The sequence below is a fragment of the Vibrio caribbeanicus ATCC BAA-2122 genome, assembly GCF_000165125.1.
In the GTDB taxonomy this organism is placed as follows: Bacteria; Pseudomonadota; Gammaproteobacteria; order Enterobacterales; family Vibrionaceae; genus Vibrio; species Vibrio caribbeanicus.
Genome location: NZ_AEIU01000075.1, coordinates 19,869 through 42,373, shown reverse-complemented (window position 1 = coordinate 42,373; position 22,505 = coordinate 19,869). Strand labels below are relative to the sequence as shown.

The window sequence follows — 22,505 nt, the reverse complement described above, 5'->3', positions numbered from 1 at the left end:
AGATTTATCGACTGATTAAGGAAAAAACAAGGAAAGTAATATGTCTGAAAGTAAGCAATATCACGTTGGTGAGTTCTGTGCAGAAAAACCAAAACTCACGCAGTATAAAACAAACTCATTCACTAAGGCGCGTCACCCAGAGCCCTATCGTTTCGAGGTAAATCTTAGCGCAGAAGCTGGAGATATGCAGAAAAAAACAGGCGTTGTCTCAGTCAATATACCCGGATTTAGCTCTGTCAGACTTTACTGTGATGAGCAGCCACCGGTGGGCAATGATACCGCGCCACCACCATTGGCTTTTTTCTCTGCTGGAATCGGCTTCTGTTTGATGACACACCTCACTGACATCCTTACTGCTCGGAAGATACAAGTTGATTCCCTAAAACTTGAGCAACGTATTGTCTTTCGAACAAACCTAGGTCATATGCGAGATCATGGTTACATGACTGAAGGTGGATGCGATGTGGTAGAAACCCACGTTATTATCAATAGCTCGGAACCTGAGGAAAATATAAAGTCATTACTTGATGAAGCCGAAAATGGCTGTATGGCGCACTATGCCTTGAGAAATCCTATCCCTTGGTCAACACGCCTTATATACAATGGAGAGGAAGCTTTGGCTCACTCTGGCGAATAACACTAGCCCAATAAAATCCTTGGATAGCCTAGCAAGTTGGCTATCCCGTCCCTCCCCCAGAAAGGTAATGTCTCATTGCCACTGAGTTTAAAACCATGAGTATTTCAGACAATTTAAAAAACTGGTCTGATGAGAAAAAAATCTATAGTCTATTCTCATAAATGATAATAATATCCGCAGTCCTTATTATTATAAATATAAATAAGATGAGTACACTCGTCAGCAAGTAGTTAATATACTTCAGATTAATAGTCTTAAATTGAGAAAAAACCATGAAAGCTCTCCTTTTAATTGCACTGTGCATCGCTTCATTGCCTGCCTTTGCTTGTAATGATGCTTCACATCAAACCCAACGCAAGATTACGGTCGATATGATTGACCTAAACAGCAACAAACTAGCGGGTAAAGTTGTCATTACTGAAACTGAATTTGGCGCGGTTTTTACTCCGGATCTGACGGGTTTGGACACTGGAGCCCACGGCTTCCACATTCACTCAAATCCCTCTTGCCACAGCGCTGTGATTAATGGAAAGGCGGTAAAAGCTGGTGCAGCCGGCGGACACTATGATCCCTACGGTGCTGGCAAACATGGCCTGCCGTGGGCAATCAATAGTCACCTAGGGGACCTCCCAACGCTACATGTGGATATTGATGGGAACATAGAGCACCCTGTCCTTGCTCCACGTATAAAGCTGCACGAAATCAGAAATCGGGCACTCATCATTGATTCTTTGGGAGATAATCACTCCGATTTACCCACCTTATCTAATGCCGACAACAAAAGAGTTATCTGCGGTATTATTAAATAATACTCGGTCAAAACTGATAGCGATGACTCTTAATCAAATAAACTTACCTACCAGAAGGTAGATAAAATGATTGACCTTTATTTACTGATTCATTAAAGTAGCTCTATCTGTTTTGGGGACATTCGTTGTCCCCATTAAAATAACTCGATAGACTATCTAGTAGTAGATAGTAAGGATATAGAATGAAAACACATAAAATTGCTATCATTGGTGGTGGCCTAAGCGGTTTATACACGGCATATCTACTAGAGCAACATGGCATTAGTGATTATCTCTTAATTGAATCTAACTCATCTTTAGGAGGACGTATTCTTACGGAGAAAGTAGAAAACAACATGGGCACTAGCATGTTTGACCTGGGCCCGACTTGGTTTTGGCCTGGCTATCAGCCTCAGTTTTCTCAGTTAATCAATAAGCTAAACTTAACACGATTCGCCCAATTTGATTCGGGTAAAATGGTACTGGAACGTTCACCAAATGAGCAGCCTATTATAATGCAGGGATACACTGGTGAGCCTCAATCCATGCGTTTAAAAGGTGGTATGGGTGCATTAATCGATGCGTTAGAAATGCGTATCAATCATGAGAATATTACGTTCAATGAAAAAGTATCAAGGGTAGAAAAACAAACAGGCTCTATCGAGATCACTTGCGAATCCGGTCAGATCATTCACGCAGAGCACATTTTTCTTGCTCTACCACCGAGGTTACTGTCGCAAAACATTGAATTTATCCCAGCACTACCGAAAAAGACGCTAAAACAATGGGAAGCTACACCCACTTGGATGGCACCTCACGCAAAATATGTTGCGGTATTTGAGACGCCATTTTGGCGAGAAAAAGGGCTATCTGGCGACGCACGTAGTGCAAGAGGACCAATGGTCGAAATCCACGATGCCTCATCAGAAGGTGGAATGGCCGCGCTATTTGGCTTTGTTGGCGTCCCCGCCAATGTGCGTAAAGATCTCGATGACGCAACCCTTAAGCTCCATTGTCGTGCACAACTCGAGAGACTTTTTGGCCCTGAAATACCAGAGCCTAAGTATGAGTTTCTAAAAGACTGGTCACAAGACAGCAATACGGCAACTGCGCTGGATCTCATCGGTAGTGGCTCGCATGGAATAGCACCCGAAGCCTTTATCAATTCCGGTGAGTGGCAAGATCGTGTCATCGGAGTGGCCAGCGAATGGTCTAGACAATACCCCGGCTTGTTAGCTGGAGCGATTGAAGCTACAGGGCTCGGAGTTCAATCCTATATCTCTAAGCAAAAGAAAGACTAGGACAACACTATGATGAAAACCTACAAAGCGATGCAAATAAAAGAACCAGGAGTGCTCGAATTGGTGAATAAGCCTGTTCCAACCCCTGATCAAACCCAAGTTCTGCTCCAAGTCGAAGCTTGTGGTATGTGCGGTGCTGATATCGCCGACATTGAAAAACACACCAATGTCCATCGCACTCCGGGGCACGAAGTGGTCGGTAGGATCATTGCTATTGGAGATGCAAAACAATCTCAATGGGAACTAGGCCAACGCGTTGGCGTTGGCCGCCTAGCTGGACATTGCAACCAGTGTACTTCCTGTCGACAGGGCAAGTTCCAACACTGTTTAAATCAAGAAGTTGTAGGGGCAACGATTGATGGAGGCTACGCAGAAATGATGCTTGCTCCCCTATCTGGTCTGGTTGAAATTCCGGATGAGTTAGAGTCCCATGAGGCAGCACCTATTCTCTGTGCGGGACTGGCAACATTCAACGCACTCAAAAAGTGCGGTGCAGAGCCTGGTGATACGGTGGTTGTTTTAGGTGTCGGTGGTCTTGGCCACATGGCGATTCAATATGCCCGTAATATGGGTTACAGAGTGGTGGCTATTGGTAGAGGTGAAGACATCAGAAAGACGGTTACCAAGCTGGGCGCGCATCACTACATCGATACAAACCAAGAAGATATCAAGCTTGCTCTTTCCAAGTTTAACAATGTCAGTGCGGCCGTCGCAACGATCAACCATAGAGACTCTGTACGCCAACTTTCAGAATGTATGGCACCTAACTCTCGTCTAATGATATTAGGAGTCGGAAAAGAAAATGTTGAGGTCGGCTCTGGTGTATTAGTCAGTAAAGAGCTCAACCTTCAGGGGTCAATCACAGGTACGCCTTTTGAAAATGAAAAAGCGCTGCAATTTAGCGCCCTTACCGACTCAAAGCCTTGGATTGAAACTGTAGCTCTTGAGCAAGCGAATCAAGCCTATCAGAAAATGAAAGCCGGAGATGCTTGTTTCCGTATGGTCATCAATCTCTCAGACCGTAACATATCGGAAATTAATGAGATTGGTTGAATATCATAAAAAATAAGACATTGATTTTAGTGACAATTAATATTAAAAATGACTAATTAGTTCATCATGCTCTGCAACATGAGTAGATAGACAATCGTTAAAAATAGCCGGTAACCACTATGTCAAATAATTACTACTATAAAAGCTTGCATCAATACGCAGAAAAACTGTCAAAGTCCCAACAACGCAACACGATCCCACTTTTTGGCGAAGGTCATCCCCTCGCCCCTTCAATGGCTGGTGGTGTATGTGCAGAAATGGCAGTGATCTGGCTGAAGGAACAATTAAACCCTCCACTGTGGGGAACTCAATTTCCACGTTTAGCTCATAAGGCGGTTGCCAACAGTAAAAGAGCAAAAGCACTCACTGCTAACGCGGCTATATTACGACAGGCCGCTAAAAGTGATGACCATTACTCTTATAAAACACAACTTTCGATTTTGTTGCGAGAAACCAATATACAAACGAAAAATATTTTTCTGCCCAGCGGCTCAGCGACTTTCGATAATCTCCACAAAGTAATTTCACAATTTCCTGAACTGGGCAATCGTCGCTGCGGCGCTTTAATTGGTTTCGGGGTCGGATCTAGCTTCCACTGTATATCCGTGTTTGTCGATACGTCGAAAAAAATCTCTTTCTACGATGGGAATGCTGGCTCATATTTACTCAAAGGTGAGGTTGGCAGTAATGATGTTATCCGCTTTTTTAAAGATTACACAAACATCTGCTTGGCAAAAAAGTGGCCTTCGATGAGTATAGGTAACAGACTAAATTTGGCTTACGTCTACAGCTAAAATTCAGCTTATAATCGAGCTGTGTGTCTAACTCGAAAGGAGTTTTCTTCAAGTTAGACACTCAAGCTTTTTAATTTAACAACCTCAATTAACGTCCTAAAATGTTGTCCAATGCACTATCGGCATCGACTAACCCTAATCCGGTATTAAATGAACCTAAAACTGAAGGACGCACATGAGTTTTAAGGGCTTGGGTTACCTTATTGACGATATCTGATGACTGCTGAGGATGTTGCTCTTGATAAGCTTGCCATAGCAATGCGCTGATAGCCGCTAATTGAGGTGCCGCAAAAGAGCTACCTGATTCGAAATTACCCGTGGACCACGTATATACCGCATCAGCAGGCGTACCGAGACTTCTTGATGTAGCTAGCGTATTATCACCGGGAATTGTGGCGTTTAGTGCGATTTGTTCAGCAAAAGTGTCTAGATTGACAGCCAACAATAGGTTATCGGTATTAGTGCTTATTGTAGGCAAAAATTCTTTAATTAATGCCAAATCATAGGCAAATAGATTTCCGCTAGCTCCTAAGCCAAGACTCTGCCGCAATGGTGTAATATTCTCGTCTAGATCTGTGCCCGTATTACCAAGAGATTTAGTCACGATTGTACGACTAAGTATCTTGTTTAACCGTTGTGAAAATTGCGGATCTAGCCTGTTATCTAAAGCAGAGAAAGCGCGGCTCATGTTGATGATGTGAATGTCAGTTCGAGCTTCAAGGTAAGCCATAGCTTGATTATAGGTGTTAGATTCCGCACTTACGGGAATAATGGTGGCGTGAGGTGCAATAGAAACAATAATATCAATGACTGAATTACCATGATTAAGCTGGACGGGATTGCCGAAATTCTGCACTGCCTGTATATTTGCATCAGAATAATACTCGCGCTGGCTTGCAAGTAACTTTGGTTCAAATAAATCAAATACTACTATTTTTATATTTTCCCCTTTATATTCACTTGCAAGAGAGTGATGGTTTAAATTAAACCCTGGATGGACACTAAGTACAAGTTGATTAATATCGTACCTAAAACTATTTATCACCTCTTTAGCATGGTCAAATTCAAATTGAACATTTTTTTGATACTGTTCTGACTGAAATGATAATAACAAGGTTGCCAGATCTAAAAAGTCTGTTATTTTTTGTCCCCAACGAGGCATTTTGAGTTCGCTCATCAAATAATGAGCATCGATACGACTATTATCAATATTATCATAATCTTGTATCAGCCCCGACACTTCTTCTTCCCATGTCCAAAATGTAATACGCTTCAGCGTATCTAACGCCGATTGAATCTCAGATTGAGCATTTAAATGCGAATTTTCATTTGCTGAGACTGGAGACATTAAAAATAATAAAATCATTATTAATACTGTTACCAGATTATATTTAACTCCATAATTCATACACTTCATCCTTGTGTTTTTATTGGATTGTTTATGTTAAATACTGATATTTAATTTTTGAAATATAGAAATAAAATTATGAGAGCAGAATTTAGGGGAAGTGAAGCCAAAATCATTCGAGACTGTTAGACAAGGAGCCTTTTGAACTAAAAAAGTGAATTCAGAGTGCCAGACCCATGAGTGACACTAGGCTTTTATTTATGTGGCATGAGCAACGGCTCCGAGACAAACCATTTCTCATGACTTTCCTTCCAATCGACTAAAGCACCGATAAAATCACGCAGCTTTTTGGGATAATTTCGCTGATAAGCGTACACCAAGTGAAAATAGTGAATTAAGCTGTACCAACCAGGAAGCACTTCGACCAATTCACCCGATGCCAAGTATTTTTCAGCAATCGGCATTGGTAAGTTTGCGACTCCTTCACCGAGTAAAGCAAACTGCAAAATGCCATCATAACTTGAGCAAGCCAATTTACCGCCAGATGGAACCACTACTTTTTCATTGTTAGCAGAAAACAGAGGCCATTGATCCCAATCACTATTGATTAAATTACCTATACACTCTAAGCCAACCAGGTCGCTGGGCGCCTTGATCCTGTGCTTACTTTGAAACTCAGGGCTTGAGACCACTAAGTTTTTCATCCAACCAAAATCCTTTGCAACTAGGTTATCACCAAGTTCGCTGTATGCGCGCAAAGCTATATCCATACTGCCAAATTCGACATCTTTAATCAGAGTCGAGAAGTCAATATCAAGATTGAGATTAGGATAACGTGCTCGAAACTTCGGAATCACCGCTCGACACAAATTGGGGCCAAGACTAATAGGAGCGGTAAATCGAATTACACCTTGATCTTCTTGAAGTAAATCATGAATTTTCTTTTCTGCACCTAATCTCAACACTTCAATCTCTTTGGCTATCAAGAACAGTTCTTTGCCTGCTTCAGTTAAAGAGACATTGCGAGTATTTCGATAAAAAAGGGTACATGACAGCTCAACTTCAAGGGCTTTTATGTGTCGAGAAACTAAGCCTTTTGAAACTCCCAAATGATCAGCTGCGGATGAAAAGCTATTCATTTTGGCAACAGAAAGAAAAGTGTCTAGATGAGTAAGATTCAAATTATATCCAAAAAGTAAACAGTGTTATTATATTTTGCGGTTTTTCTGCCAATCATTCAAATATATGCTCTCAATTGTTGAATAAACGATTCTTATTGGAGATGAAAATATGAAAATTGCAGTTATCGGAGCAAGCGGTACGATTGGTAAAGCTGTCGTAGAGTCGCTAAAAAATGAACATACTATTGTAACTCTGGGCACTTCGCAGAGTGATATTCAACTCGATATCACTGATCGTGAATCGGTAAGAGAGGCTTTTGCTAAAATGGGACAAGTTGATGCCATAGTCAGCGCAGTGGGTGCTGTATCATTTAAACCATTTGGTGAATATACAGAGGACGATTGGAACCTAAGTTTGCAACACAAGCTGATGGGGCAAATCCGAATCGCAGAAGAAGGAACTCAATACCTTTCGAATGGTGGTAGCATTACCCTTACATCAGGTATTACATCAGACTTCCCTATCCATTACGGCACAAGTGCGACAACGGTTGGCGGTGCAATCGAGTTTTTTGCGAAATCAGCGGCCCTTGAAGCACCCAATGGAATTAGAATTAATGTTGTAAGCCCAACCGTTCTAGCTGAGTCAGCGGCGGTTTATGGTCAATATTTCCCCGGATTCCTAAGTATCCCTGCTGCTCAGGTAGCAACCTACTACCAGCGCTCTATATTCGGTCTTGAAAATGGCCATATCTTTAAATGTTTTGCAGGTAATAGCTAACATCACGCTTTTTCCTCTTGCAATAAACGCCAAGACCACAGGTCTTGGCATTCTATTATGAGGGCTGAGAGTGACGTAAATTAGCTAGAGTTAGGTGGCCTCGCCGAGTCGTGCCTGAACTGTCTTTTCGATTCCTCCTTGATAGTTCTAATGAATAACATAGGTTCACCACAGAAATAGATCGAACAATTTACTCACAGAAAGCTTAGGCTTGTTCAACACTCGGGATGGATTTAACACTAACTACACAACGCTTAATCCTGACTTGTAAAGAGATTATTACTCACCTTCTTTATACGTACTTTCCCAAGTTCATTTAAACGACTATGTCGGTACTTTGGGTAGTAAACCCAATATAAGTATGGGTACTTGGAATCTTGAGCAACTTGCAACTTAACCTCCCCTTGGAGGTTGACTATATGTATACTCATCTTTTCTAAGGGGTGAGTTCTATGCGTATAAACGAATCGCTTGCTCTTTAGCGCTTTGAGGAACAATTCAGTATCAAAGTCTTCATAAGTTTCAACCACAAAACTGTCTTCACTAATTAGTTCAGACACTTCATTTGTTATCTTATTTTCCAACACAAGCAATGATAAAACACTGAAAACGGTAATACAGAAGCATGGAATTACTACGATCCACCTTTTCTTCCACTTATAAAATGGGATTGTGAGAACCGATAAGAATACACATAATGCAACTATCCAGAACACTGAAGATATCCATAAATCGTATATTTCTGTCATTTTCTCCCAATCACCTAACGCCCAGTTAAGTAGTGAGCAACGCTACCTCCAACTAAACCATTGTGCCGTATACACTAAAGCCGATTCATATTGTGAGTTCCAAACGTTGCGGATCTGCTTGAATTGATTGTTATAGCTTTATCTTTGGGTAAAAGCTTTAACGATGTTATCCACTACGGAGTTACTTTCTAAATAGTACTCTAGCGAAACGTATGGGGATTTTTCGTAAACTAAGCATGAAGCACCAACTCGCAAATCTCCAACCATTTTCGAATAGCTCGCCTTACCAGGTTCAAACTGAAATATAGGATAGTGCTCCTGAAATTTTTCTATTAAGGAACTCAATGCAGCAATGCACTCACCCTTATTAATAAAAGCTCGATTAACTTTAACTCTCCCCACCAATTCAGAATCGTTGTCTATTGTAACTTCGAAGTCTGATAGAAAGCTAAGCTTAGTTTCATTTTCAAGAGCTAATGGCACTCGAAAGTTAGTAACTGGACTATTAGTTGTAATATTGAAATTCTCCAGAGGTTTCACTGGGAAAGAGCTGGCAACTTCGACTTCAAATAAAGATAACCCTTCACCTTGAATCACTGTATTGCGTTCAGCAGATTTGAAACCACCACCCAACATGAATCCAAGGGCAGTCATGCATACCATGACTAAAGCTATTTGTATTTTGTTCATCTGATTCCTTTGACTATAGATATTGCTATAACAGCCATATAAAACAGAATAACTCTGCACTTAAATATAGAAATGTTCTGTCTAGTATCTTAATAACGTAAATAATACATCTTTTTTAATATAACTAACAATAGATTAAGCACTTTTTAACACTATTCCATGAAGTTTAAGTTGATAAGCTTACTAAGTGTCATTTAAGAAAATAAATACCTATTGCCGGTGTGTGTCCCGGATTTATATCTTTGACAATAATTCAGGACAGATGCTAATAAAAGCCGAGTTAACTGGCCATGCTATTTAATTGTAATAAGTCCCACTTAGTACCATACAGGTCTTGAAACACTACTACTGTGCCGTACTCTTCTACCCGCGGCTCTTCTAGAAATACCACACCATTTGATTTCATTAATTCATAGTCTCGCCAAAAATCATTGGTTTGTAAAAACAAGAATACGCGACCACCAGTTTGATTGCCTATGGCCTGAGATTGCTCTTCGGTACTCGCCTGGGCTAGTAGTAGATTTGTACCATTAGAGTTTGGAGGAGAAATCTGCACCCAGCGCTTACCACCGCCTAAATCAGTATCCTCAACCAATACAAATTGAAGTTTCTGTGTATAAAAATCAATAGCATCATCGTAGTTTTCAACGACTAACGCTACATTACCTATTTTTTGCTGGACTGGCTCAGACATTCTTAAATCCGACTATTTAAAAGCACGACTCTACACTATTTTGTCTTTAAACAGTGAAAATATATTACATTTTTAGCAGCATGATGATTGATATGCCGACTAGATAATTAAGTCAGAAAAATAGAGAATAGAAGTTAGGGTCCTCCGTCAATAGAACCTACATTTTGACATTTGGCACCCATTTACAGATTTTGCGTACATTCGCTAGGCTACATTTTTATAGGCGTTCATAACGCCAAGACCAGAAAGTCTTGGCGTTTTTATGACAAAACTCAGCGTTTACGCCAAATGCTCATCTCAGATAGGGAATGTTGGAATTTACGCCGGGTTTCGCGGATAACAAAGGGGACTTCTTTCACTGCAATCAACTCGTAAGAATTGATTAGGGCTTCGGTTAAACCATCCAGCGTGGTCTGATTTTCACCGTTAACCTTAATCCCGCCAAGCCATTTACTTTTGTCGGTATAATCCTCAAGCCAAGTGTATGGAGATGCAATGACTAGGTATCCTCCTTGATTGATCCTTTCTGTTATTTTGTCCAAGAAAACCCTTGGGTCAGAAAGTCGGTCAATCAGATTCGAAGCATAGACTAGGTCATAACCACTAAACTGTGGCTTAAGGTTACACGCGTCGCCTTGCATAAAGTTCACTTTATTGGCTAAATGTGAATAGCCAAGTTCTTGTAAAGAAGCACACTTAAACTCAACCAAGTCACCTTCAGTACGAATCGTATAGCGCTTTTCACCATGCTCAGTCAAAGCATAAGCTTGTTGAATAAACCGCGCTGAAAAGTCTATGCCATCCACATGCTCAAAGTGCTTAGCAAGTTCAAACGTTGCCCGTCCTACCGAGCAACCGATATCTAACGCTTTCGAGTGCTGCTTAAGCTCAATACTTTGCATCACCTGCTCAATACCATTGACCGAAAAGTTGGGGACATGGAAGTACTCAGCGCCATAGTGAAACTCAAGATACTGTGAAATTAACTCGTCAGTCTCGTAAATATTCATTGAGTTCATTTCTTGGGGGTTTTGCTCAGACTGAACATAACGAAAGCCTGCGTGCTGATAGAAATGACGACGAAATGCATAACGTGATGAGGAAAGCGCTTCATTGCCAGTCGAAATCCAAGAGCCGCCTTTGATCAGATTATGCTTACCATCAAACGTTGGGGTAGAGAAGTCATCATACAAGGGATGTACTTCAAAGCCGCTGTATCCATCGATGGGGGTTTCGGTATGCTGCCAAACATTCCCTGCAATATCATAAATACCCGCATGCTCAAAACGATTGACTGGACACGAGGACGCATAAAATGCCAACTGTAAATTACCCGGAACCTCAGGCCATGTTGGCGCGTCACCATCAATATTCTCACGCAGTAGTGTCCACTCGGCTTCTGTTAATAGGCGGACTGTTTTTTGCTCTTTTTCTGCTTTCCAATTACAAAACGCTTTGGCTTCCAATTGATTGACTTCCACCGGCCAATTCATAGGCAGCGGGATCTCTTCGGTTAAGTTGCGCTGCCAAAGCTTCCCTGATCTTTCTATCCAAAACCTTGGCATTTGAGCTTTTGTGTAATCCAGCCACGCTTGACCTTCTTGGCTCCAAAAGCGTCGTTTTAGGTAACCTTGCTGCTGAACAAACTCAAGATATTCTTGGTTAGAGACTAAATATTTAGATACTTTAAAATCACAAATACGACAGTTTTGTTGACCAAATTCGTTGTCCCAACCGTAAGTGGCATCGGCTTGTGATTTACCAAGAACAACACTCTTACCCGACACACTTACCCAGCTATTATTAGGGGCATTGCCTGTATCGGTGCACGAAGCCCACAGAGGATGCTCACTGACGTCTTCGATTGGAAGCTGGCGAATAATGACCGATGATGTTTCAAGATGAATTCGCTCATGCTCAATACCCATTAACACCGCCCAAGCAGGCTGATCTTGGGTAATAGGAAGGGTTATCTCCATATCATCAATGACGCAATGGATGAGATGTCTCACCTCCTCTCGATACTGTCTCACCGCACGTACAGACGGCCAGTCATAATGCTCTTGGTTGAGGTCATCCCACGACATCTCATCAACGCCGATGGCGAACATTGCCTCAAAATCTTCGTTTACACGCTGTTCAATGATTTTCCCAAGCTTGAACTTATTAATAAAAAAGGTTGCTGTATGCCCATAGTAGAAAATGAGCGGATGGCGCAATGGCTCCGCTTTCTTGTAGTAGGCATTATCATTGTTAATGACTTCAAAAAGAGATTCGTATAAACGCCAAGTCTGCTCAAAATACTCATGTAGCTCTTCGCGCTTTTTTGACACACTCTCTCCGGTAAGAAGAATGGTTTGATGATCCCGGGTCAAGTTCATAAGGTGCTCCCAATGCAACTGAATTTCCATGGCTATTTGATTGCTCATAGGAAATTCTAGGAGAACTTGATGATTTTGTTGAATAAATCTATATAAGTGTGATCGACTTTAATAACCGTATGTCTATAAAAATGCACTTTTCAGTCATAGTTTGATCTTTCGAGCCTCTCTGTTGAGATCATAAGAAGAGGAAACAATAATCTTGGTGACTTTCTGGCTACAAATAACATCACAATCGCGCTTAGTTTCTTAGCATTATCTCGTTCAAGAGGACCGAATAATCAGGTGAACCAGTGTGTCTAGTGCATCAAGAGCCTTCCCTTCCAATGGATAACCGAAGTTGACACGAAAGCAGTCATCATAAAGATTGAGTGTACTAAAAAGATCGCCAAGACGAATATCTAGTTGACTGCTCTCAACCGTATGTCGAAATTCCTTTACGTCAAGTGTAGGTACCTGAAGCCACAACACCATGCCACCCTGTGGAGCACTAATCTTGACTCTGTCTCCTAATCTTTGCAAAAGATAATCCGTATACTCTTTTTTGTTTATTTGCAATTGATGACATTGCTTTGTTAGATGTTTTGCATAACTTCCAGACTCAATAAAATCACCAATCGCGGCTTGAACTGGCAATGAAATGCCATAAGTAGAGAGCCCTACTTGATTTTTGTACTGATGAATAAATCTTCCGGGTAAACACCAACCAAGTCGATATGATGGCGACAGAGTTTTCGATATTGAGCTGCACCATAGAATATAACCGCCCTTATCATAATATTTAGCTGGCAAGGGAGGCTCAGGCAAATGTGATAGTTCTAGGTAAACATCATCTTCTATAATAGGAACCTGATGCTGATTCGCAAGTGACGCCAATTTTTGTTTTTGAGCAACCGTCATGGTGATCCCTTGAGGGTTCATATGAGACGTACAAAATACTGCTGCATCAAGTAGGCCAGCGTCTAAATGCCTTTCTAATTGTTCTAAATCAATCCCATCTTTATTTGACGGTATTTCAATAATTTTCCTTTCCATGAGGGCGAGCAACTCTAGGATACCATTAAAACACGGGGAGCTTATCGCTACGGTATCACCTGCACGAGTGCAAGATTCAAGTGCAAGTTTGATCGCAGCCATGCATCCTTCGGTAATCACGACTTGCTCTGCGGAGAATGGAAAATTTGCTTGTGCAAGATGCTTTGTAACAGCTTGCCTTAAAAATAAACTGCCTTGATGATCTGGATACTCATCTAAATAATTACCTATACGTGAAACACCGCGCCGAAAGCTTCGTTCTAACTCGAGCCTTGTCAATTCATCGATAGGCGCTGAGGATACACCCAATGGCCCTGCTTGATTGAAAGAACGGGCTGCCCTCTCAATTACTGTCGTAGGTATCTGAGTCACCTTACTCTCAAAATTAACCCATTCTGGAGTGGAATGTAACGATGGTTGCACCGTCACAAAGAAGCCAGATTGGGGTCTAGCATGAATCCATCCTTGTGACTCCAACTCTTGGTAACAATTGACAGCTGTAGACATACTCACAGAGTATTGTCTTGCGAGTTGGCGCAAAGAAGGCATCTTGCTGCCCTCCTTTCTTCTACCCTGCTCAATTTCTAAAACAAATTGATTGGCCAGTTGCTTGTATTTCGCCATTGATCCTCCCCTCAAAACTGTACTCATTTTTTATACAAATACTGTATCTGTACTCTTTTTGTTGATCAAGAAATACTGCTGAAACTAATTCAGGAGTGTTTATGAAAAGAAATGATTTGTTGCTGACTTTACTCGTGATGGTGATTTGGGGCTTTAACTTCTCTATGATAAAAACGAGCGTGAGTGAGATAAACCCGTTGTTAATTACCGCTGCCCGCTTTGCTATGGCAATAACACCAGCAATATTTTTTATCGCTAGGCCAAAGGTGGGCTGGCACTTTCTTATCGGTTATGGGGTTGTATTTGGTGTTGGCGTATGGGGAATGGCCGCTTGGTCAATTGCATCTGGGCTCTCTTCCAGCTTATCTTCTGTGATGCTTTCTGCTAACGTTCTCCTATCTATGATTCTAGGTATATTAATCCTAAACGAGCGCGTCTCAACCAGGAAATGCATCGGAGGTATTATTGCGCTGGTGGCCTTGATACTACTTTTCCATACAACAACGGGAACAACCACATGGAAAGGGATGATTCTTATCTTTGTTGCAACCTGCTGCTGGACACTGTGTGGATTTATACTCAAAGCCTCAAAAACCCAAGAAGCATTTGCATTTAGTCTTTGGAGTCTGCTGTTTGCCCCTGTCCCACTGATAGCTTTTGCCATCGTACTCAATGGACATCAAATAATAGAACAAGCGTATGATCTGTGGAATTGGGACACCAGCATTGCCGTCTTGTTTCAAGCCTACCCAACAACACTTTTTGGATATTGGGTATGGAATAAAATGTTAATACGCTATCCACTGAGCACGGTCGCCCCCCTAAACCTTCTGGTTCCAGTTTTTGCTATGCTAAGCGGGTTTCTATTTTATGACGAAGCGTTGACAATGAATCAGGTTGTGGTGTCTGTGCTGTTTTTACTTGGTATTGCTTTGATTGTTAAACCCAAAGCAAAATCTTTAAACCACTTATCTTCGATACAAAAAATGCAATGAAAAAGAAGCCAAGATCGTTAAATTCTACTCGACTATTTTGAACCAAGTAATGAAGAATTGGCTCGCGATTCCCCAATTAGCACTTGGAATATACCCAAGTGTTAATTGGGGCTAGCTGATTTACTTACTAAGAAACTTTTTCGTCATTCCTTGGCTCGATGGTGAAACAAGCCTGTAGCCCAACTTTTGATAGAAAATGGGTTCATCAGCGATCATAGAAACATACGAGCCTTCAAGAACTGCGGACGCTAAATATTCATCAATATACTGCATAACCTTCTTACCAAGACCTCGCCCCTGATAGGTTGGATCCACTGCGACATCGACAACTTCGAAGTTACAGCCACCATCACCCACTACCCGTCCCATTGCAATCAGGCGGCCATTTTCTCTTGCTGAAATACCGTAAAGACTATTTGGCAAACCCATTTTTGCAGCTTCAATTGATTTAGCTGATAGATCAGCCCTGACCCGCATATCACAAAATTCCTCTGCGCTGGGCACCACTTCTTCAAACACTATTGCCATCAAATTATCCTCTTTTTTCGAGGTGTAACATAATCAAAAACTGTATAAATGTACAGTTAAAATAATCGCAAATACATTGATCACCCCAAACGACGGCAAGAGTGAAATACATCTAAATTCGGGTCATATGCTTGCGTCTCGATATCCATAATTCCGAGTAGAGAATGAAAAATATTATCATGAGAATGTGTCTCTCTCTTTTTGGCAATAGATCTGAGGCAACTTAAGTCCACCTGCTTTTCTTGCTTAAAGCCGGGTGACATCCAGAATAATAGTGGTACTCTCTTTTGATAGTCAGGAGCTAAGCCATAAGGCATACCATGAAGATAGAGACCGCTCTCACCAAGTGACTCCCCATGGTCTGAAATATAGAGTAATGCGGTGTTGTATTGCGCTTCTAGTGCTTTAAGTTTCTCAATCGCCTTTGCGAGCACCAAGTCGGTGTAACGAATTGTATTGTCATAAGTATTAGTAATTTGTTGTGAAGAGCAGTTTTCAATATCAGCTCTAGGGCAATCGGGAGAGAAGATACTTTGCTCTTCAGGATAACGTTGAAAATACGTTGGACCATGACTGCCAATCAAATGAAGCGCAATCAAACGATTCCCTTTCATGTTAGCGATCTGCTCCTCAAGGCCATCGAGTAACCCCATGTCGAAACAAGTATTACCATTACACCACTTAGCATTAGTGCTAGCGTCTAACTCTATTTTCTTGATGTTATGTGCAACACCTTTATCTCCGCCATCGTTTTCTTTCCAAACAATGTCAATACCTGCACGCTTGAGTATATCTAGCGCGTTATCTTGATTATCAGCCATATTTCGATCAAATTCGTTGCGTGTCAGCTGCGAAAACATACAAGGTACGGAAACGGCCGTCGCGGTACCACACGAAGCAACATCTTGAAATGAAATAATGTTCAGTTTACTCGTATAGGGGTTAGTCTTTCTTGGATAACCGTTTAGCTGATAATTTTGAGTACGTGCAGTTTCACCGACAACAAGTAACACAACCGTAGGCTTATGACCCGTTTTGCCCCCATCTTGAGTACGCTGCCTGGCATCTAGACCAATATATTTATAAGGCTCAGGCGTAGTGAAATATTCATGGTTTATAAATTTAGCTATGCTATAAACGTAATGCGTTGGAATAATCATTTTATTAAGATAACTGTTATTTCTTCCTACAGACACGTAGTCTTGGTAGTACAAAGCAGCAATCAAAATAATAACAGCAAGTGAGCTTAGCATGGAGACCAATTTGACCAACAAAAAGCGAACCCAGCTGTCACTCTCCCGAGCTAACTTTGTTTTCAAAACAATAAAAGCTGGCAGTATTCCCATCAGACTAACCCATAAAAATGAAGATAAACTCAGATAAGATTCCGCTTCACTTTGATTCGTCTCAACAATATTTCTGACCATATCAGTATCAACAAGTATACCGTAATTAAATGTGGCATAGCTGACAATACTGGAAAAAATTAATAATAAAGAAAAAAATGGCTTTGCTATTTTAGGCCAATTGAAAATATTAAAAATAAAGTTCAAAGTTGCAATAAAGAAAATAGGGATTGAGATGATAAAGCCTAGCTTTACTGAATCTAGTTTATTAAGGATTTTTATTAATTCACTAAAAACCGGAATATTAACTATGACAGTAAAATAAATAGCAAGGAGCAATGAAAACATAAAATAGGATAAGCTGCTGCTTTTGATAAGTGCCTTTGCCATCGCTGATTATCCTACCAAGTTGTCAACTAAAATTGATATCCAAGTAAAAATAGCTAAGATCAAGGACACAAAAACCGCTGCTGAACCAATATCTTTAGCGCGTCCGCTTAGTTCATGCCACTCATCTCCAATCCTATCTACTGCTGCTTCTATCGATGAATTAATGAGCTCGACCACCACCACAAGTGCTAGACTAAAGATCATCACAACACGCTCAAGAGCTGTAACAGGTAATATATAAGCAAGGAACGAAAGCGTTATCATAAGTATGATTTCTTGTCTAAATGCTGCTTCATATTTCCATGCAGCCTTCATTCCCTTCCAAGAATAGCATGTTGCATAAATAACCCTTGTTAAGCCTTTAGTATTTGGCTTCATATAAACCTCTATTTAAAAAATTAATGAAATAGTATTTCATTAGATAGAATATATAATCAAGGTTCATTTCAAAAATGAAAATTAATTTTCCAACATGAAAAAATGAAACAAAATATAATTTTAATTATTAAAAAGGAAATTTAAAAACCTAATGAATTTAACTTTTATTTAACCACGGGATTATTTACTGTTAATTTTATTAAAATTTAATTTAAAGCAACGCTTTTTATATTTAATCAATATGCCGAAAAAACACTATGAAGAATTTAGGCTAAACCAGAAAAACAACTGCTTTAGCCCTTTTTAGACTAAAACTATCTCACATCAACCAAAACAAAGCGTTCTTTATTTTTATCTGAGATCATCGCATAGGTAACATTATCATAAATAAACAAGACCATATCAGCATCACTTGATGAGAGGTTTGAGGAATCATCAGAAAATGGTTTGCTGTTATCAAGTTCCCAGTATCCAGATGAGTCTTGCTCTAAAGTCCCTTTGTAAGTATTACTGCTTACTGAATCATAAAAACTAAAGGACCCCTCATTAAAGTTCCAAGCCGCATTAGCATGCGATAAGTCAAGACTCTGAACTTTACCCAAAGATACATCGAACTGCTCAATGTACGCGGTGTTTTCCGAAAATTGAATGCGCAAGGTCTGACCATCAGAATTACCCCAATCTGATTGGCTACTTTGCTTGTAGGCACTATAAACAATACTATTTTGAGTTTGAATAAAGGATTGAGGAACTATTACCTCATTAAAAGGGGAGGGAGAAGATGTAAAATTAAACAAAAAAACATCGCCTTGATCATCATCTGCAACCAATGCGTAAGTTTTATCACCGGATTTTGAAATATATAAGCCTTCATATCTTGTCTCGATCTTTTGGCTTATTGGATTTGCTTCGTCTTTCGCTTGCCCTCTATCGAAGCAACCTAACAAAAAAGTAGATATTAAAGTGACGCCTAAGAGTTTTTTCAATGTAACATCCTTGTTGTATTGATTTGGTCGAGTCACCAGCGTCTATTAATAAAACATGCTACATAAAGCAGCATGTTTTATCTTTAATACGACTATCAAAGTATTTTTTGCGCTCGATCAACTGCATTTTCCAAATCAGGAATTGTTGTTAATTCTGGAACTCTCTGAACATAAACAATTTTATTATTCTTATCAACAACAATGATACTTCTTGTCAATAATCCTAACTCCTCGATTTGAGAACCTGTATTCATTCCAAACTCATGCTTTGATGAATCAGAAAGGTAAGTTACCGAAGACAAGGAGTTATTTTTGATATAACGCTGCTGAGCAAAAGGGGTATCAGCACTGATAGCGTAGAACTCAATACCTTTAAGTTTTGATTGATGCTTAGAGATATAGTTCGACAAGTCGATCCCTTGTTGAACACAAACCGGCGTGTCTACAGAGGTCAAGACACTGTATATCTTCACACTGTTTGTCTTATCACTCGTATCAAAAGGCTTCAGATCTGACGTCATAAGATTAGCTGAGGGCATATAATCCCCTACCTTGATTGCCTTCCCTGAGAGCGTAAACTTATTGCTTGCGTTTAAAGTCACAATTTGCTCTTTTCCAAAGGGGGCTGTCTCAGACGTTGTTGAATAGGTATCTTTTGATTCAGCAAAGGTACCTGCAGAAAAACATAACGCAGTTGCTAAGATTATTTTTTTCACTGTCTTACCTTAAAGCTTCCATTGCAGCATCGTAGTTTGGAACATCAGTAATCTCAGAAACCAGTTCAGAATGGATAACACGGCCTTCTTCATCAAGAACAACAACTGCACGAGCAGCCAAACCAGCCAATGGTCCCTCAGCTAACTTAACACCGTACGCCTCCGCAAATTCAGGAGAGCGGAAGAAAGAGGCTGATTGGACATTTTCGATACCTTCTGCACCACAGAAGCGAGCCATAGCAAAAGGTAAGTCAGCTGAGATACAAACTACGGCAGCATCATTTACCTCAGTAACTTTCTTATTGAATTCTCTTACACTCGCCGCACAAACAGGAGTATCTACGCTTGGGAAGATATTAAGTACTGTCTTTTTACCTTTTAGAGTTTCGAGTGTTACTTCATTTAGCTCAGCGCCGCAAAGTGTAAACTCAGGAGCTTGGGTACCTGTTTGTGGAAATTGACCAGTAAGATTGATTGCTTGACCTTGAAATGCAACTTGTGTCATTTTTTTTATTTTCCTAGTTTATAAAACGTAATTCAATTAAGTTTTATATCAATATAAAAATAAAAATCAAGAAGTAATTCCAAAGAGAATTATTATGTATTTTTTTGTCAAAAATGATGACAAAAAAACAATTGATGAAACAAAAATACAATGTTTCTTATAATACCAACCAAGTCAAATCATATATAAAAACAGATAAAATAGGTAAAACTATAGTATATCCCTTGGTTCCCTAGAACTTAAAGTCAACCAAAAAAACGAAATTATATCATTAACTTAAAAAATAAAAACAAATAAGAACATAACCAAAAACACGCTTCAAAACCGGAAAGTTTGTACAGTTTCCTAGTTACTCAAGAGCAAGGTCGATATAGATACATTTGTCCAATTTAGATAAAAATAATAAGCGCCACAACTAATAATAGGATTTTTTTGTTATGACTTATCGCCCAAATCTTAACAAAAAGTGTCTACATATTGAGACAACCAAAATAAATCTCATTGAAAATAGATAATCCTTAGATTCAAGGAATCTAGATCTTTTGAGTCTCGAAAAGCAGACTGACTCGATAGTGGTTTGAATCCTTTGTCTTGGAATAATCGGATATTTTAAGCAATATTCAACTCGCTCCTTTCTACTGTCACCTCTTTTACTCCAATATTTTTCTTGAAAACAACGGCAGAGAGAATTACCCCTGATACTGAAATACCAGCTAAAGTAAGAAAAATTAACCAATAGCCATCATTCTGGAAGCGATCGAGCCAATAGCCAAATAAAGTCGACATAAATAAGTCTGGAGTGTATCCGATTAGAGATGCAATACCTATCGCCGTCCCTGCAACTTTTAATGGAATACCTGTTTCACGTATGATCGAGAATACCAAGCCGTAGAGCATGAGCCCAAAAGCACCCGGTAACAATGTATAAACACTTATCCATAGCTCTCCCATTGAACTAGGAAGAAACAAGACACCTGATAAAGTCAGTGCTAATAGGCTGAAAAGGAGGGTAAAGAGTTTAGCTGTCGATTGAAATATTCTATCAGCTAGATAACCGCCTAAAGGTGCAATAAGATAAAATAAATGACTCCGAATAATCGAAAATAAGCCAGTATCCTCAATCGAGATACCAACCACATTTGAAAGATAAGGAGTGAAATAGGCGGTACTGCTTGAGACAGCATAACCTGAAAAGACGATCAGGGAAAAACACCATAAGGTTGGCATCTTTAAGAGTCCTTTTACGTCAGCAAAATTGAATTCATCCAGCGCCTCTACCTTATTCGTGTCTCGAATAACAAGTAAGACCAAAATGCCACAAAACAAACAAAAACAGCATAACGTTGCTAGAGAATAAATAAAGCCTTGAGTAGGATCCTCAGTAAGTGTCGATATCTTTAAAGCGAGAACATTGATCACTGTTCCAGCTAGACCATTTCCAGCGTAATAGAGACCGTAAAGTCTCGCTTGTTCGTCTTCTTCACCAACTAAACTTATGGCTTTAATCAAAGAAGTCCAGAATACAAAAGTCGTCGTGACAGCAAAAAGAAACCAGATAACCAGAGCAACACTATAAGATAGCGTAAACATGTACACCACCCCAAGAGTTGCAGTACCTATCAATGAAAACCCCATTGCCTTGCTCTGAGAGATACGGTCAGTCAGCATCCCCCCAGGAATGTAAGTGAGCATGCAGCCAAGAGCGTAGACTGAAATGAGCATGCCAGATTCCATATGACTGATGTTCATCACAGAAAGCTGAACGTCATAAAATACATACTTTATATAAGGGAGAGCATAGATAGAACTTCCAGCCAAAGAGAGCACGAGTATAGTAAGATACTTATGCACTGTTTTATTCATCATCTTTCCTCTGGCTAAAGTTGATAGCGGTTATGGGGTTATAAGTAAGAAAGTTTACGCAGATGAATTAAAACATAGGCTGTAAATGTGACAAAACACTCGATAATTCAATAATGGAGGTAGCCTTCACAGCTACAGCTATTCCAGCAATATTAAAATAATAATAGTGAGTTAATGAACTCTAAAAGACAAATTTAATAATGGATCAGTGACTTATTAAGTGATGAGTAATTACCACTCAAAGCGTTTTCATTTTGAAGTCACTTAGGTATAGAGTTTTGTTCCCATTCAGATCTCAGCAGTCCGTATTTTACTGAGTCATAATAACACCCCTCATAATAACGAACCTTCCTAAGCCTTGCTTCTTGTTGAAAACCCAGCTTTTCAGCAAGAGCCATCATTCGGGGGTTCCCTGACCATGTTGTCAAACCCACTCGTTCAATTGTATTGTGCTTAAAGAGGTGGGAAACCCAAAGTGGGATTGCTTCTAACGCGATACCTTTTCCCCAAAATAAAGCGTCATAAATCACGATGCCTGCCTCTAGCCAACGTGTTTCTTTACATTCCCAATAACAACTGACCATACCAACCACATGATTTTCATAGACAATGACCTGAGCATCTCGTCCTACCAAAAGAGAGGCAAACGTTGTGCTTTTGAATTCTTCTAAAGACGGGGGCGTGTAAGAAAAATAAGGCCCATTATACCGAGTCCACTCTTTATTGGACGTCACAAGAGAATAAATCGTTTTTAATTCATTTTGGGTGGCGGGCCGAATAACCACTTTTCCCATTTTTATAC

General features: G+C 40.0%; 22 protein-coding genes. 7 read left to right on the top strand and 15 right to left on the bottom strand.

What is annotated here, in order from left to right; all coding sequences use genetic code 11:
* Positions 1-40 precede the first annotated feature (40 nt).
* The 5 genes from RH40_RS11230 to RH40_RS11210 all read left to right on the top strand — a co-directional run bounded on the left by RH40_RS11230 (position 41) and on the right by RH40_RS11210 (position 4,573).
* A complete protein-coding gene (locus tag RH40_RS11230) occupies positions 41-637 on the top strand; it encodes an OsmC family protein (RefSeq protein WP_009601619.1) in 597 nt (198 codons plus the stop codon).
* Positions 638-909: 272 nt separating this feature from the next.
* Entirely contained in the window at positions 910-1,446 is a 537-nt protein-coding gene (locus RH40_RS11225) for a superoxide dismutase family protein (RefSeq protein ID WP_009601617.1), read from the top strand.
* Between the two features lie 182 nt (positions 1,447-1,628).
* On the top strand, positions 1,629-2,726 hold the full coding sequence (locus tag RH40_RS11220) for a flavin monoamine oxidase family protein (RefSeq protein WP_009601616.1): 1,098 nt from the start codon (positions 1,629-1,631) through the stop codon (positions 2,724-2,726).
* Positions 2,727-2,735: 9 nt separating this feature from the next.
* Entirely contained in the window at positions 2,736-3,779 is a 1,044-nt protein-coding gene (locus RH40_RS11215) for an alcohol dehydrogenase catalytic domain-containing protein (protein WP_009601615.1), read from the top strand.
* 119 nt (positions 3,780-3,898) lie between these two features.
* Entirely contained in the window at positions 3,899-4,573 is a 675-nt protein-coding gene (locus RH40_RS11210; RefSeq protein ID WP_009601614.1) for a hypothetical protein, read from the top strand.
* 88 nt (positions 4,574-4,661) lie between these two features.
* Here RH40_RS11210 and RH40_RS11205 read toward each other — a convergent pair whose 3' ends face one another.
* Together RH40_RS11205 and RH40_RS11200 are read right to left on the bottom strand one after the other, a co-directional pair.
* Positions 4,662-5,981, bottom strand: a complete 1,320-nt coding sequence (locus RH40_RS11205; RefSeq protein WP_009601613.1) for a S8/S53 family peptidase — start codon at positions 5,979-5,981, stop codon at positions 4,662-4,664.
* 194 nt (positions 5,982-6,175) lie between these two features.
* Positions 6,176-7,102 (bottom strand): LysR family transcriptional regulator, encoded by a 927-nt coding sequence (locus tag RH40_RS11200; protein ID WP_009601612.1) that lies wholly within the window; start codon positions 7,100-7,102, stop codon positions 6,176-6,178.
* Between the two features lie 109 nt (positions 7,103-7,211).
* On the opposite strand from RH40_RS11200, the gene RH40_RS11195 reads away from it, so the two are divergent.
* Positions 7,212-7,823, top strand: coding sequence for a short chain dehydrogenase (locus tag RH40_RS11195; protein WP_009601611.1), 612 nt, complete (start codon positions 7,212-7,214; stop codon positions 7,821-7,823).
* A 254-nt stretch (positions 7,824-8,077) separates the two neighbouring features.
* On the opposite strand, the gene RH40_RS20075 is transcribed toward RH40_RS11195, so the two are convergent.
* The 5 genes from RH40_RS20075 to RH40_RS11170 form a co-directional block, all read right to left on the bottom strand.
* On the bottom strand, positions 8,078-8,572 hold the full coding sequence (locus RH40_RS20075; RefSeq protein ID WP_009601610.1) for a hypothetical protein: 495 nt from the start codon (positions 8,570-8,572) through the stop codon (positions 8,078-8,080).
* A 138-nt stretch (positions 8,573-8,710) separates the two neighbouring features.
* The gene (locus RH40_RS11185; protein ID WP_009601609.1) at positions 8,711-9,262 is read right to left on the bottom strand and encodes a hypothetical protein; all 552 of its coding nucleotides are present in this window, start codon (positions 9,260-9,262) and stop codon (positions 8,711-8,713) included.
* 280 nt (positions 9,263-9,542) lie between these two features.
* On the bottom strand, positions 9,543-9,956 hold the full coding sequence (locus RH40_RS11180; RefSeq protein ID WP_009601608.1) for a VOC family protein: 414 nt from the start codon (positions 9,954-9,956) through the stop codon (positions 9,543-9,545).
* A 272-nt stretch (positions 9,957-10,228) separates the two neighbouring features.
* On the bottom strand, positions 10,229-12,385 hold the full coding sequence (gene ovoA, locus RH40_RS11175) for a 5-histidylcysteine sulfoxide synthase (protein WP_241209887.1): 2,157 nt from the start codon (positions 12,383-12,385) through the stop codon (positions 10,229-10,231).
* A gap of 216 nt (positions 12,386-12,601) precedes the next feature.
* Positions 12,602-13,996, bottom strand: coding sequence for an aminotransferase-like domain-containing protein (locus tag RH40_RS11170; RefSeq protein ID WP_009601606.1), 1,395 nt, complete (start codon positions 13,994-13,996; stop codon positions 12,602-12,604).
* 101 nt (positions 13,997-14,097) lie between these two features.
* Between RH40_RS11170 and RH40_RS11165 the strand changes: the two genes are divergently transcribed.
* The gene (locus RH40_RS11165; protein ID WP_009601605.1) at positions 14,098-14,991 is read left to right on the top strand and encodes an EamA family transporter; all 894 of its coding nucleotides are present in this window, start codon (positions 14,098-14,100) and stop codon (positions 14,989-14,991) included.
* Positions 14,992-15,111: 120 nt separating this feature from the next.
* Here the strand turns inward: RH40_RS11165 and RH40_RS11160 are convergent, their stop codons facing one another.
* From RH40_RS11160 to RH40_RS11125, 8 genes are all read right to left on the bottom strand, one after another.
* Entirely contained in the window at positions 15,112-15,519 is a 408-nt protein-coding gene (locus RH40_RS11160) for a GNAT family N-acetyltransferase (RefSeq protein ID WP_009601604.1), read from the bottom strand.
* 80 nt (positions 15,520-15,599) lie between these two features.
* Entirely contained in the window at positions 15,600-17,255 is a 1,656-nt protein-coding gene (locus tag RH40_RS11155; RefSeq protein WP_009601603.1) for a phosphoethanolamine transferase, read from the bottom strand.
* A gap of 6 nt (positions 17,256-17,261) precedes the next feature.
* On the bottom strand, positions 17,262-17,633 hold the full coding sequence (locus RH40_RS11150) for a diacylglycerol kinase (RefSeq protein WP_009601602.1): 372 nt from the start codon (positions 17,631-17,633) through the stop codon (positions 17,262-17,264).
* 314 nt (positions 17,634-17,947) lie between these two features.
* On the bottom strand, positions 17,948-18,619 hold the full coding sequence (locus tag RH40_RS11145) for a hypothetical protein (RefSeq protein WP_009601601.1): 672 nt from the start codon (positions 18,617-18,619) through the stop codon (positions 17,948-17,950).
* A gap of 95 nt (positions 18,620-18,714) precedes the next feature.
* Positions 18,715-19,335, bottom strand: a complete 621-nt coding sequence (locus tag RH40_RS11140; protein WP_009601600.1) for a peroxiredoxin — start codon at positions 19,333-19,335, stop codon at positions 18,715-18,717.
* A 4-nt stretch (positions 19,336-19,339) separates the two neighbouring features.
* Positions 19,340-19,840, bottom strand: a complete 501-nt coding sequence (tpx, locus tag RH40_RS11135; protein ID WP_009601599.1) for a thiol peroxidase — start codon at positions 19,838-19,840, stop codon at positions 19,340-19,342.
* A gap of 609 nt (positions 19,841-20,449) precedes the next feature.
* On the bottom strand, positions 20,450-21,706 hold the full coding sequence (locus RH40_RS11130) for an MFS transporter (protein ID WP_081455000.1): 1,257 nt from the start codon (positions 21,704-21,706) through the stop codon (positions 20,450-20,452).
* 257 nt (positions 21,707-21,963) lie between these two features.
* Positions 21,964-22,497 carry a GNAT family N-acetyltransferase gene (locus RH40_RS11125; protein WP_009601597.1) on the bottom strand — a complete coding sequence of 178 codons (534 nt, stop codon included), beginning with the start codon at positions 22,495-22,497 and terminating at the stop codon, positions 21,964-21,966.
* Positions 22,498-22,505: the final 8 nt, after the last annotated feature.